This is a genomic window from Micromonospora sp. NPDC005161 (assembly GCF_053599855.1).
In genome coordinates this window covers 1-10,459 of sequence record NZ_JBSFYQ010000088.1, presented here as the reverse complement: position 1 = coordinate 10,459, position 10,459 = coordinate 1, and the positions used below count along the sequence as shown (strand labels likewise).

Sequence of the window (10,459 nt, the reverse complement as noted above, 5' to 3'; positions counted from 1 at the left end):
GGCAGGCTGGGCCGGGTCGTCAGCTTCGGCCGAGGCCGTCACCCACTTGATCGAGCATTCTCGAAACCGAGCCCCCCGCTGTGCACAACGCGATAGCTTCGCGATGTGGGCATCACCGGGGGGATAGCATGCGTTCTTCTGATCGCCGTCATCGTGGCGGGCCTCGTGCTCTGGTTGTTGCGGGCCGGATTCGGCCCTAAGAAGCCACCACCGCCACCATCGGACGTTCTAGAGCCGCCGGAGCACCCACGCGACCGCTGACGCGACGACCGACCGGTCCAGGCGCACCCCAATCAAGAAGATCACGTCCCCCGAGCGGGACTCGAACCTGCGACGGCCCGGTGCAGGAAACGAGCGCTCTGTCCACTGAGCTACCGGGTGAATTGGTACGCCGCCAGGGACTCGAACCCTGCACTTACTGAATAAGAGTCAGCAGCTCTACCCCATGAGCTAGCGGCGCTCGGCCGTCGAGCCGCGGCCACCTGAAGGTGCGGGCCGTTCGACGGCGGTGGTCGTTGGCGCAGACCACCTCACACTTCTCGATCTCGACGAGGGTTCGATCCCACGGAGCGCCGGCGCCCCACCAGTGCGTTCACCCCGACCTCCTTGTCGCGCTGGTGGTCGAAGTCCAGGACGACGATGTCGGTCTCACTGCGGCTTGGCGGAGGGAAGGAGGGTCGGACTCCTACGGGCTATTTCACCCCAACCGTTTTCGAGACGGTGGCCGTCGCCATCTGTCGGCTAGTACTCCAGCCGCCGTTCGGGATCATGGCTGGAGTTCGAGGTTGAGGCGTCGGGTGTGATGGGCTCTGCGGGCGCGGAGTTGGTGCTGGCGTCGCCATCCTGACCAGTGCAAACGATGGGTCAGGTGGCGGGCCGGTTCGATGATGATGGTGTTGATCAGGCGGCGGATCTCGTTGACTGTCAGCTCGATCATGGTGTGTCGGGACGGGTCGTCGTCGCGGTCGTGGCTGTCTGCGGCGCAGATCGTCAGGACTGCGAGAGCGGCCAGGGCGAGGGTCGTGAAGCGGTGCCAGGAGTTCCAGTGCCGGACTTGGTGCTGGTCAAGACCGACCTGACTTTTCGCTGCTTGGAAGCCTTCCTCGACGGTCCAGCGGATCCCGGCGACGCGCACGAGCGTGGCGAGGCTGACTGGTTGCGGACTCCGGCAGCGGTAGAAGGCCAGCTCACCGGTGGTGTAGTTCTTGCGGATCAGCAGGCTGTGCCTGCCGTGGTCGCCCGGGTCGGTGTCGGTGGTGACCTCATCGAGCCAGGCCCAGTCGTAGAGGCGAGGGCCTTTCGATCCGGTGCCGGCTGAGCGGCGTTGCCAGGCGGTTGCGGGTAGCCCGGCGGCGATCTGGTCGGCGCGGCAGCGGGCTTTGCCGCCGTCGAGCGGAACCAGGTGATCGCACGAGACGGCCAGGACGTAGCCCAAATTGAGGTCGCGTAACCGGGATCGGAAGCTGCCGCTGTTGCCGTAGGCCTCGTCCGCCGCGACCCACCGGGCGGGCACCGCGGCGTCCAGCGCTGCGGTGATCATGTCCGCAGCCAACTCCCAGCGCTTCGCGAACCCGATGTCATCAGGCACGCCCGCGGCCTCCATCCGGTCGGGGTCATCGGTCCATGACACCGGCAGGTAGAGGCGGCGGTCGATCAGGGTGTGCCCGTGCCGGCCGGCGTAGGTCATGAACACTGCGACCTGGGCGTTCTCGATCCGACCTGCTGTTCCGGTGTATTGACGTTGCACCCCGACCGTGTGGATGCCCTTCTTCAGGTCACCGGTCTCGTCCGGGACCAGCACCGCCTCCGGATCACCGAGCCGTCCGACGATCAGGTCCCGCACGTCGTCACGAACAGCCTCGGCGTCCCAAACCGCCCGATACAGCAACCGCTGCATCGCGTCCGGCCGGGCATGTCCGGCCTGCTCAGCAAGCTGCCAACATGTCTTGATCTCCAACTCGGCCAGCAGCCCGGTCACGAACCCGGCGGCAGCCCGACGCGGTTCCACCCGACCGAAACGGCCCGCGAAACAGCCGAGCACCCCGTCCAGAACACGCTGCCATCCGGCAGCGTCTACGCTGTGACCCGCGGCCACCGCAAGATCCGACTGTTTGTCCACAACATACAGACGATCACGCGGTGGCCGCTCTGCATTCAGCGGCCTGGACCAGGATCCCGAACGGCGGCTGCCGTACTAGCCCCTCCAAACTGTGAATCTTCGGCTGGCCCCGCCGCGACGTCTGCCAGACCCGCCCAGGGAGTCGAACCCCGGCTACACCCACCGCGCCGGGGCGGAGCCCCAGTCGAGCGACATACGCGGTGGGAATCCGGGCCTTGCGATTCAACGTCGGGTACGAGGGAATTGAACCCCCGGCCTCCGCGTCCCGAACGCGGCGCTCTCCCAAGCTCAGCTGGTACCCGTTGAGTCGGGATAGCCGGATTTGAACCGACGACCTCTGCACCCCCGGTGCAGCGAGCGACCAAGCTGCGCTATATCCCGATGAGTGCCCCCGGCGCGATTCGAACGCGCGACCCCCAGATCCGTAATCTGGTGCTCTATCCGCTGAGCCACGGGGGCATGGTGTCGTCGGCTGGGATCGAACCAGCGCATCTCTGCGTTATCAGCACAGTGCCTTCACCAACTTGGCCACGACGACATGGCGGAGAGGGAGGGACTCGAACCCCCGACGGTGTGACCCGTTACGGGTTAGCAACCCGCTGCATTACCAGCTCGGCCACCTCTTCATGGCGCCCCGTACCGGTTTCGAACCGGCGACCTCCGGCTTGACGGCCGGCGCTCTCCCCCTGAGCTAACGGAGCATGGTGGATCGACGGGGGATCGAACCCCGCACGCGAGGCTTGCAAAGCGACGCTGTGCACCAGCACTCAACCCATAGCGCGGCCGTCCGGAGTCGAACCGGTTCTCCCCGGTGCCCCGGGGCGGCGGCTCCACTCCACCTTCGGCCTTGCGTACGCTCGGGGGGAGTCGAACCCCCACGCCTTTCGGGCACGCCGCTCTGAACGGCGCGTGTCTACCTGAGTTCCACCACGAGCGCGTGATGTTGCGTGCCGACGCCCGGTGTCGAACCGGGGGCCTTCCCCTTATAAGCGGGTCGCTCTGACTACCTGAGCTACGTCGGCGCGAGAGCCAGCGACGGGAGTCGAACCCGCATCCTCGCCCTTACGAGGGGCGCGCTCTGCCCTGGTGAGCTTCGCTGGCGTGGAGCCGGCGACGGGAGTCGAACCCGCAGCCTGCCGATTACAAGTCGGCCGCACGGCCACCCGTGCTCCGCCGGCCTGGTGCCCTCGGCGGGACTCGAACCCACCCTGGCGACGTCCTCAACGTCGTGCCTCTACCGCTGGGCTACGAGGGCGGGGTTCACACGCGGAACGCACCGTACTTTCGATCAAGCGGAATGGTGGCCGGCGGACCGCGACGGGCCCTCCGGCCGGGTCAGCGCTGCGCCAGCGACCCCCACGACGGCACAAGCGGCGTGATGCGCAGCACCATGCCGGCCTCGGCCGGGGTCCGGTCGCCCTTCGCCTGGTTGCAGGGCGCGCACGCGCTGACGGTGTTCCGCCAGGTGTTCTGCCCACCCCGCGAGCGGGGCAGGATGTGGTCGACCGTCGCGGCCGGGCCGGAGCAGTAGCCGCACCGGCGGCTGTGGCGGGCCAGGACGCCGCCCTTCGACCAGGCCGGCCCGTGGGTGTACCGCCACCGGGTGACGACGTACCGGACCAGCCGGACGACCTTCGGCCTGGGGAACACGCCGATGAGCCGGTCGGGCTCGGCTTCGTGAATCTCGGCGACCTGGCGCATGAGCATCCGGATCGCGTGTTTGACGGGGACCCGGTGCAGCGGTCCCAGGTCGGCGTTGAGGACGAGAACAGCGTCCACCGGGCCCTCCTTTCTGTCGTGGCCGGTGATCGTTGAGATGTGGGATGTCGCCCAAGTTCAAGTTGCTTCAGGACGGGCTTGAAAGCCCTCCAACGCCTTGAACAGCACCTCGCCGGCCCCAGCGAGTCTTGGGCGATCTTGACAAAGCTTCATGATTTCTGAAACCTTGTCGACCTTGATGAAAGATCGTCTGCTCTGTTGAAGGTCGAGGTCTGATGTCGCTGGCTCTCGTGAAGGATCTGGGCAGCCGCCGTCAGCCGCCCACCCCCCGCCGAGATCGAGGCGCTGGAGACCGACGCGCTAGCCGGGTTTGTGCTTGCCCGGTCGAGCGCGGGGTGGGCGGATAGCACCATCCGCGCCGACGTGCGTAACTTGACCGCGCTGCGCGACTGGCTCGACAAGCCACTTTGGGAGATGGAACCTTCCGACGCCGATCGCTACTTCGGCAGGCATCTGAAGGGCATGGCTAAATCGACCAAGACAGCACAGTCCTGCTCCATCACGGTGTTCTTCACCTACTTGGAGAAGCGTCACGCGGCCGAGATCTACAACTTGACGGGCCAGGCTCCGGAATGCCCGCTGGACGAGATCAACCGCCCTCGCGGCCACCAGGACGGACCCATCCGTATTCCCCCTCCCGAGACGGTGCTCAAGCAGTTGTTCGGGGCTTGGCGCGCGGACTTGGAGAACACCAGGAAGTTCAACACCGAGGCGCGCGACTACATCGCCTGCCGGCTGATGGCAAAGATCGGCGTCCGGATCAACGAGACCACCAAGCTCGATCTCGACGACATCAAGGACGCTCCCGAGTTCGGCCGACTCCCCAAGCTGCACGTTCGTTACGGCAAGGGATCCTTCGGCAGCGGCCCTCGGACACGAATCGTCCCTCTGATCAACGAGGCCGACGCCCTCCTGGAGTGGTACGTCCAGGAGGTGCGACCGGAGTTCGAGGACTCACGCCACTGGTCGCGGCCCAGCAGCCCGTTGTTCTGCTCGGAGCGGCGCAACACCGACGGCAGCGCCAAGCGCGTCGGCATCTCTTCCTTGCGTAAAGGCTTGACCGACGCTGTCGAGCGCTACGCACCGCAGTGGGCCGGGAGGATCACGCCTCACGTCCTGCGGCATTACTGCGCCTCCGAGCTTTATCGCCTTGGAATGGACCTCGTCGCTATCCAGGAACTGCTCGGCCATGAGTGGATCGCGACGACGATGCGATACGTCCACGTCTTGCGCAGCCACGTCGAAGACTCCTGGACCAAGGCATCCGACCGCACACAACGTCGTCTGGCAGGGGCAACGTCATGAAGTGGAACCTGCGACTCGCCGCCGCCAACCGCGGGATCTGGAAGGCCAGCGAGCTTCAGCGCAAGCTCGCCGACTACGGCCTGGTCATCAGCACGGGCAAGATGTCCGGGCTGTGGTCCGGCCAGCCGGCCAGCGTGAAGCTAGAGGAACTAGACGTGATCTGCACCGTGCTGGGCTGCGGAGTCGAGGAACTCCTTATTCCCGAGCCGGTCGTTAAGCTTCGGAGCGCTGGTCAGACCGCCATCGCCGCCGGTCAGAGCACCTCGCCAGGTCGCTTCCAGATCGGCGGTGCCCGCGGCGGCCGGACGCTACCGCCTGAATGACCGACCCTCTCGACGCCCTTTGGCAGCCTCGGACTTGCAAGCGGTGCCAGGTTCAGCCCGTCGCGGGCGGGAACGGCAGATTCCTCTATCTCTGCTGGTGGTGCGCGTTGCCCGGCCAGGGCGATCCCCCGCCCTGCAAGGTTTGCGGCGAAGGAGCTCACTGGACCCGGGGCTACTGCCGCTATTGCCATCCCAACGCCAGCCACCGCAGCTGCCGCGACTGCCTTTCCTGGGGAACCGTCCGCAGCCGGAAGGCGTGGGGTTTCCTCGGCCCTCTCTGCTACGCCTGCTACAAGCTCCGCCTGCGCCATCCTGTCGGAACCTGTGAGTTCTGCCTTCGCGAAGCCGCGCTAGTCGACGGGAGCTGCCGACTTTGCCGGCACGAGGCCCGTCGTCGGGCGGAGACTCAACACCAGGCGAATCCGATACCCCGGCTCGATCGATATCCGAGTCAGCAACTGTTCTTCGCGGGGATGCTGCCTCACCTCGAGCTCGCGAATCCCGGCCGGCCACAGGTCCTCGGCCATCCTCCGCCTCCACCCTGGGAGCCTCCCAGGGCCGTCCAGGGTCTGCTATTCGATCAGCGGCGTATCCAGTGTCGGACCTCGTGCTCGATGCGTGGTGCCAAGCCGTCAAGCTGCCTATCGACCCACTCGGCCAGAGCGTCCCGGTGTGTCGCGTGCAACAAAGCCATCTCGCTGAGCACCTCTGCAGTGCGTTCAGCAGACATGTTCCGAGGGGCAAGCTGATGTAGTTCGGACATGCGGACCGGCCGCCCATCGTCGGGCCAGCCGCAAAGGGCCGTCACGAGAGCGCGATCCACTCCTCGGGCGGTTTCGTTGGTCCAACCATTGGTCTCGGCCAGCCTGGCGGCCGGGGCGCGGGCATGAAAGAGCCGCGAATCATGAGGGAGGACTTCGTTATCGTGGGTGAATCGCGTCAGGTCGATTTCCTGTCCGGCAGACTGCCTCGATCCCGAGAACGTCCGCCGGACGGTGTCCGCCGCCAGCTGGCATATCTGGTCCCGGCCCTCCGGAACTGGTCGGAACGCTATGACTCGCTACGCGAGGTCGTCCGGGACGACATCAAGTCCCTTGCCTTCGCCGAGAACCAGACGCTGCTCCAGCGCACCGGTCGGCTGGGCGCCCTCCGCTCACTGTTCCGCCGGCTCAAGCGAGATCAGATGATCTTCCGTAACCCGACGACGCAGCTATCGCTCCCCGCCGACGATCGGCTCCCGAATGCCCGGCTCCTGCCCGACAAAGAACTTCGGCGAGCGATCGACTGGTCTACCGGCAAACCAGAGCGAGCCGTCCTGGTTGGGCTAGCAGTGGGACAAGCTCTCCGACCAGCTCAGATGCGCCGCCTTCTGCTGGACGACGTCAACCTGGGGGAACGGGTCCTACTTGTCGACGGGCAGCCTTGGCCTCTGCACGACCTCACGCTTGGGGCCCTGACGTCCTACCTCGACCACCGCCGGGCCCGATGGCCCAGCACCCAAAATCCGCACCTGCTGATCAGCCAGCAGACCGCAGTTGAGATGGGAGAAGTCAGCAGCACCTGGCACAAGATCCACATGAAATCGCTCGGCATCACCCTAACCGAGCTCCGCCACGACCGGCTGCTCGACGAACTTACTGCTCACGGCCCCGACCCACTGCACTTTCAGGCCGTATTCGGTTGCAGCAAGGAGACCGCCCTGAAATACCTGCGGCTCGCCGAACAGCTTTTCAGCGATGAACCTCGATTCCATTCGAAGGGTGAGCAACCGACATGACGAGCGCCTTGGGCCACCGTGTCCGCCCGCAGGGCCTCCCATAAGGTGGCTCTCCATCGCCATACCTGAGTGGCTTCGGTCGTGGAAACGGGGCCCAGATAGGCGTCTCTTCTGGGCCCAGTGCGGAGTGTTACTCCATGATCAATGTGCGGGAGTTCGGGTCCCGCCCTGGAGGCGTCGGCGGGTGAGCGCAAGCATGTCGATCAACCAGCCGGGGCCGCCGGTGATGTCGTGGCCGCGGAGAAGGGCATTTCACGCTCGCCGCGCAGCGCCGATCGACTCCTCGAAGGCGAGGATGTCCTCGAAGAGCAGGACGCCGCGCTGCCGGTGAGCTGGCGGCGATGGACCCTTGTGATTCAACGCGCGCGGCGGTAGTGCATGGCCACCGCGCCGTTGCGGAGCGGCTCCGCCGATAGCAGCTCGAGCTGGCGCGTGCCGGGCAGCCCGCTCTGGTACAGCGTCGGGCCGTGGCCGGCGATCCTGGGATGGACGAGCAGCTTGTACTCGTCGATCAAGTCCAGCCGGTCGAGCTCGGTCGCGAGCTTGCCGCTTCCGAGGAGGACCCCGTCCGGGGTCGCGTCCTTGAGCTTCTGCACGCCCTCGCGCAGATCACCGGCGATGTGGTAGCTGTTGGCCCACGAGAAGTCCTTGCGCGTCGCCGACGCCACGTACTTGGGCTTGGCCTCCAGCTTGACCGCCCACTCGCGTATGGCCGGCGGCGCCTCCTCGTCGCCGCGGGCGACGGCCGGCCAGTAGCTCTCCATCATCTCGTAGGTGACGCGACCCCACAGCATTGCCCCGCCCTCGTCCATGAGACGGGTGAAGAAGGCGTGGGTCTCGTCGTCGGCGATCCCCTCCTGGTGGTCGACGCAACCGTCCAGGGTGAGGTTGAGGCTGAAGGTGAGCAGTCCCATGGCCGGCGACTCTACGCCACTACGGCGTCGCGGCCAGGCGGGCGTGGCGTCAGCGAGCTCGAGGTACACGCGCCCCGGGTCCCAAACTCACGCCCAATGAACCCCGCCGGAAGACGCCGGGACCCAAACTCCCGCCCAGTCGGGACCGCTACTCGCAATCAGAACCACCTGAGTTTGTCGTCGCCCTGCGCACCCAAATCGGCCACGCCCCGCTGCCGCTGTCCGGCGTCATCGCGGTCGTGCTCGACGAGGAAAATCGCGTACTGATGGTTCGGCGTTCAGATACCGGAGACTGGGCCCTCACCACAGGATGCCTGGAACCCGGCGAACAGCCAGCGGACGGGGCGGCCCGCGAAGTATTCGAAGAGGCCGGCGTTGAGGTCACCGTCGAGCGACTGCTGTCGGTCGAAGCGCTGGACCTATCTGTCGTGCCCAACGGCGACCAGGTCTACTGGCTCACGGTTGGTTTGCAATGCCGACTCCTGCGGGGTCGGGCGCGGGTCAACGACGACGAGTCGGTGGAGGTCGGCTGGTTCGACCTGCATGCCGTTCCACCTCTGCCACCCCATCAAGCCCGCTGCCTGGCCCTTGCCGCCGACCAGGACTCCGCTGCCTGGATTGCCCGACCGACGTTCGAAGCTGGCTAAACACCCCGCTCACCAACCCGGCCGCCGGCTCAACTTCACCTCGAACTTGAAGGCGAGGTGCTGTTCAAGGCGTTGGAGGGGTTCCAAGTTCGTCCTGAAGCAACTTCAGTTCGCATGAACTTAGGCGGGTCGCGGACGACGGGATTCGAACCCGCGACCTTCACCTTGGCAAGGTGATGCGCTACCAGCTGCGCTACGTCCGCATGGAGCCGTCGGCCGGGATCGAACCGGCGACCTGCGCCCTACCATGGCGCTGCTCTACCGACTGAGCTACGACGGCGTGGTGCCCCGAGCGGGATTCGAACCCGCACTGTGCGCGGTTTGAGCGCGCTGCCTCCTACCGGGTTGGGCTACCGAGGCGAGATTCCGCTGGTTGCAGGGAGGTGGAAGCAACTTGCGCCGTTCATCGCCGCCGGCCGGCCGCTGCCGAATACCATGACGAAGATGTCGCGCTTCCAGCCGTCGCGCCAGCCCACGACGATGGACGCGGCGCAGCGCCGCGAGATCCGGCGGAGGTGGGTCGAGAGCTGGCGCAACGCCGGTCTGCCCGAGCCGACCAGGCAGGGCCGGGGCCGCATCGCCGACAAAGTGGTGGAGGCGGTGGCGGATCCGTTCAAGTCCTGAGGTGCGTTGAGCTCCGGGAGCAGGAATCGAACCTGCGTCCCCCGATCCAAAGTCCGGGCGCCCAGCCAGCAGAGCATCCCGGAACGAGAGCGGCCGGCGGGCATCGAACCCGCTGGCCCCTCCCAGGATCGCTGAGCGGTAGCGGGGACTCGAACCCCGTCTGTGCCTGCTTGGAAGGCAGGTGCCCTACCTGTTGGGCGACTACCGCGCGGCGCCAACCGAATCCCACCGACTATTCACACTGGAGCTGCCACGCGCGGTGTACGACAAGATCTCGGTTTGGAAGACCGTTGTGTCCGCCGAGTTCACCACGACCGCGTGGCATGTATTGCGTAGGCCGTACGGGGCTCGAACCCGTGACCTCCTGGCTGAGAACCCGGTGAGCTGCCAGCTTGCTCCAACGGCCCATGGAGCCGGCGGGGATCGTGGTCGCGCACAATTGAACCCGTCGACGTGCCCTCCCCCGGACATGATCGGAGTCCTCGGGGACTGAACTCCCGTGCGCTACCAGTTACGACAGGAGGGCATCGGTACGTGGCGAAGAGGGGACTCGAACCCCTGACCTTCGGCGTGCCATGCCGACGCTCTACCAGCTGAGCCACAACCCCATAGTCCGGGACCGGGGTGTCGAACCCCGTGTCTCTCGCTCCCAAAGCGAGCGGGTCAGCCGTCTCCCTCGCCCCGGAGGTGTTGCCCCCCGGCCGGCCCGTGCAGGCGCCGGCCGAGGGTCTTGCTTATTCCATCCGCTGTGGAGTTGAGAATCAACAACGCCGCCGGCCGCGGCCGGGACGAAAAGCAGGGGCGACAGGACTTGAACCTGCAAGCTTCGGTTTTGGAAACCGGTGCTCTACCAGTTGAGCTACGCCCCTATGGAGTCAGGGTCCCGGCAAAGTCGTGACGGGTGTCCGGCTTGGGATGGTTGGTGTAGACGCGCCTTCGCTGCGGGCAGCAGGACGGGCATGACCAGTTCA

10 protein-coding genes and 21 tRNA genes are annotated in these 10,459 nt (G+C 66.2%); 6 read left to right on the top strand and 25 right to left on the bottom strand.

What is annotated here, in order from left to right; all coding sequences use genetic code 11:
* Positions 1–384 precede the first annotated feature (384 nt).
* From ACWD5O_RS36295 to ACWD5O_RS36225, 15 genes are all read right to left on the bottom strand, one after another.
* Positions 385–460, bottom strand: a tRNA-Lys gene (locus ACWD5O_RS36295).
* A gap of 306 nt (positions 461–766) precedes the next feature.
* A complete protein-coding gene (locus tag ACWD5O_RS36290) occupies positions 767–2,050 on the bottom strand; it encodes an IS701 family transposase (protein ID WP_450088079.1) in 1,284 nt (427 codons plus the stop codon).
* A 297-nt stretch (positions 2,051–2,347) separates the two neighbouring features.
* Positions 2,348–2,421 (bottom strand) — tRNA-Pro (locus ACWD5O_RS36285).
* A 5-nt stretch (positions 2,422–2,426) separates the two neighbouring features.
* A tRNA-Pro gene (locus tag ACWD5O_RS36280) sits at positions 2,427–2,500 on the bottom strand.
* A 5-nt stretch (positions 2,501–2,505) separates the two neighbouring features.
* Positions 2,506–2,578: transfer RNA gene (locus ACWD5O_RS36275), tRNA-Arg, on the bottom strand.
* 1 nt (position 2,579) lies between these two features.
* Positions 2,580–2,657, bottom strand: a tRNA-Ile gene (locus tag ACWD5O_RS36270).
* Position 2,658: 1 nt separating this feature from the next.
* Positions 2,659–2,745, bottom strand: a tRNA-Ser gene (locus tag ACWD5O_RS36265).
* A 1-nt stretch (position 2,746) separates the two neighbouring features.
* Positions 2,747–2,820, bottom strand: a tRNA-OTHER gene (locus ACWD5O_RS36260).
* Position 2,821: 1 nt separating this feature from the next.
* Positions 2,822–2,893: transfer RNA gene (locus tag ACWD5O_RS36255), tRNA-Ala, on the bottom strand.
* A 78-nt stretch (positions 2,894–2,971) separates the two neighbouring features.
* Positions 2,972–3,056, bottom strand: a tRNA-Leu gene (locus tag ACWD5O_RS36250).
* A gap of 11 nt (positions 3,057–3,067) precedes the next feature.
* Positions 3,068–3,141 (bottom strand) — tRNA-Ile (locus ACWD5O_RS36245).
* 5 nt (positions 3,142–3,146) lie between these two features.
* Positions 3,147–3,220 (bottom strand) — tRNA-Thr (locus tag ACWD5O_RS36240).
* A 1-nt stretch (position 3,221) separates the two neighbouring features.
* Positions 3,222–3,297, bottom strand: a tRNA-Thr gene (locus ACWD5O_RS36235).
* A 1-nt stretch (position 3,298) separates the two neighbouring features.
* Positions 3,299–3,374: transfer RNA gene (locus tag ACWD5O_RS36230), tRNA-Leu, on the bottom strand.
* An 80-nt stretch (positions 3,375–3,454) separates the two neighbouring features.
* Positions 3,455–3,898, bottom strand: coding sequence for an HNH endonuclease (locus tag ACWD5O_RS36225; protein WP_450088077.1), 444 nt, complete (start codon positions 3,896–3,898; stop codon positions 3,455–3,457).
* A 372-nt stretch (positions 3,899–4,270) separates the two neighbouring features.
* Here ACWD5O_RS36225 and ACWD5O_RS36220 point away from each other — a divergent pair, with 372 nt between their 5' ends.
* Both ACWD5O_RS36220 and ACWD5O_RS36215 read left to right on the top strand, forming a co-directional pair.
* Positions 4,271–5,203 carry a tyrosine-type recombinase/integrase gene (locus tag ACWD5O_RS36220; protein WP_450088076.1) on the top strand — a complete coding sequence of 311 codons (933 nt, stop codon included), beginning with the start codon at positions 4,271–4,273 and terminating at the stop codon, positions 5,201–5,203.
* Positions 5,200–5,526, top strand: coding sequence for a helix-turn-helix domain-containing protein (locus tag ACWD5O_RS36215; RefSeq protein WP_450088075.1), 327 nt, complete (start codon positions 5,200–5,202; stop codon positions 5,524–5,526). Before ACWD5O_RS36220 ends, ACWD5O_RS36215 begins: the two co-directional genes overlap by 4 nt.
* A 350-nt stretch (positions 5,527–5,876) precedes the next feature.
* Here ACWD5O_RS36215 and ACWD5O_RS36210 read toward each other — a convergent pair whose 3' ends face one another.
* On the bottom strand, positions 5,877–6,053 hold the full coding sequence (locus tag ACWD5O_RS36210; RefSeq protein ID WP_450088074.1) for a hypothetical protein: 177 nt from the start codon (positions 6,051–6,053) through the stop codon (positions 5,877–5,879).
* Between the two features lie 377 nt (positions 6,054–6,430).
* On the opposite strand from ACWD5O_RS36210, the gene ACWD5O_RS36205 reads away from it, so the two are divergent.
* Together ACWD5O_RS36205 and ACWD5O_RS36200 are read left to right on the top strand one after the other, a co-directional pair.
* Complete coding sequence (locus ACWD5O_RS36205; RefSeq protein ID WP_450088073.1) at positions 6,431–7,303, top strand: hypothetical protein; 873 nt, start codon at positions 6,431–6,433, stop codon at positions 7,301–7,303.
* A 231-nt stretch (positions 7,304–7,534) separates the two neighbouring features.
* On the top strand, positions 7,535–7,678 hold the full coding sequence (locus ACWD5O_RS36200; RefSeq protein ID WP_450088072.1) for a hypothetical protein: 144 nt from the start codon (positions 7,535–7,537) through the stop codon (positions 7,676–7,678).
* Here ACWD5O_RS36200 and ACWD5O_RS36195 read toward each other — a convergent pair.
* Positions 7,660–8,217, bottom strand: coding sequence for a dihydrofolate reductase family protein (locus tag ACWD5O_RS36195; protein WP_450088071.1), 558 nt, complete (start codon positions 8,215–8,217; stop codon positions 7,660–7,662). The genes ACWD5O_RS36200 and ACWD5O_RS36195 overlap by 19 nt on opposite strands.
* A gap of 185 nt (positions 8,218–8,402) precedes the next feature.
* Between ACWD5O_RS36195 and ACWD5O_RS36190 the strand changes: the two genes are divergently transcribed.
* Complete coding sequence (locus tag ACWD5O_RS36190; RefSeq protein WP_450088078.1) at positions 8,403–8,864, top strand: NUDIX hydrolase; 462 nt, start codon at positions 8,403–8,405, stop codon at positions 8,862–8,864.
* 130 nt (positions 8,865–8,994) lie between these two features.
* Here ACWD5O_RS36190 and ACWD5O_RS36185 read toward each other — a convergent pair.
* The 3 genes from ACWD5O_RS36185 to ACWD5O_RS36175 all read right to left on the bottom strand — a co-directional run bounded on the left by ACWD5O_RS36185 (position 8,995) and on the right by ACWD5O_RS36175 (position 9,224).
* Positions 8,995–9,067: transfer RNA gene (locus tag ACWD5O_RS36185), tRNA-Gly, on the bottom strand.
* 1 nt (position 9,068) lies between these two features.
* Positions 9,069–9,144: transfer RNA gene (locus ACWD5O_RS36180), tRNA-Thr, on the bottom strand.
* A gap of 1 nt (position 9,145) precedes the next feature.
* Positions 9,146–9,224: transfer RNA gene (locus ACWD5O_RS36175), tRNA-Leu, on the bottom strand.
* Between the two features lie 84 nt (positions 9,225–9,308).
* On the opposite strand from ACWD5O_RS36175, the gene ACWD5O_RS36170 reads away from it, so the two are divergent.
* Positions 9,309–9,488 carry a hypothetical protein gene (locus tag ACWD5O_RS36170; protein WP_450088070.1) on the top strand — a complete coding sequence of 60 codons (180 nt, stop codon included), beginning with the start codon at positions 9,309–9,311 and terminating at the stop codon, positions 9,486–9,488.
* 11 nt (positions 9,489–9,499) lie between these two features.
* Here ACWD5O_RS36170 and ACWD5O_RS36165 read toward each other — a convergent pair.
* The 5 genes from ACWD5O_RS36165 to ACWD5O_RS36145 all read right to left on the bottom strand — a co-directional run bounded on the left by ACWD5O_RS36165 (position 9,500) and on the right by ACWD5O_RS36145 (position 10,357).
* A tRNA-Gln gene (locus ACWD5O_RS36165) sits at positions 9,500–9,571 on the bottom strand.
* A 51-nt stretch (positions 9,572–9,622) separates the two neighbouring features.
* A tRNA-Gly gene (locus ACWD5O_RS36160) sits at positions 9,623–9,696 on the bottom strand.
* 125 nt (positions 9,697–9,821) lie between these two features.
* Positions 9,822–9,895, bottom strand: a tRNA-Glu gene (locus ACWD5O_RS36155).
* A gap of 128 nt (positions 9,896–10,023) precedes the next feature.
* Positions 10,024–10,096: transfer RNA gene (locus ACWD5O_RS36150), tRNA-Ala, on the bottom strand.
* 188 nt (positions 10,097–10,284) lie between these two features.
* A tRNA-Trp gene (locus ACWD5O_RS36145) sits at positions 10,285–10,357 on the bottom strand.
* Positions 10,358–10,459 lie beyond the last annotated feature (102 nt).

Excerpts from the sequence above, each read along its gene's own strand:
- ACWD5O_RS36215 (WP_450088075.1), top strand. The coding sequence starts at position 5,200 with ATGAAGTGGAACCTGCGACTCGCCGCCGCCAACCGCGGGATCTGGAAG.
- ACWD5O_RS36210 (WP_450088074.1), bottom strand. The coding sequence starts at position 6,053 with ATGGCCGAGGACCTGTGGCCGGCCGGGATTCGCGAGCTCGAGGTGAGG.
- ACWD5O_RS36205 (WP_450088073.1), top strand. The coding sequence starts at position 6,431 with ATGAGGGAGGACTTCGTTATCGTGGGTGAATCGCGTCAGGTCGATTTC.
- ACWD5O_RS36195 (WP_450088071.1), bottom strand. The coding sequence starts at position 8,217 with ATGGGACTGCTCACCTTCAGCCTCAACCTCACCCTGGACGGTTGCGTC.
- ACWD5O_RS36170 (WP_450088070.1), top strand. The coding sequence starts at position 9,309 with ATGTCGCGCTTCCAGCCGTCGCGCCAGCCCACGACGATGGACGCGGCG.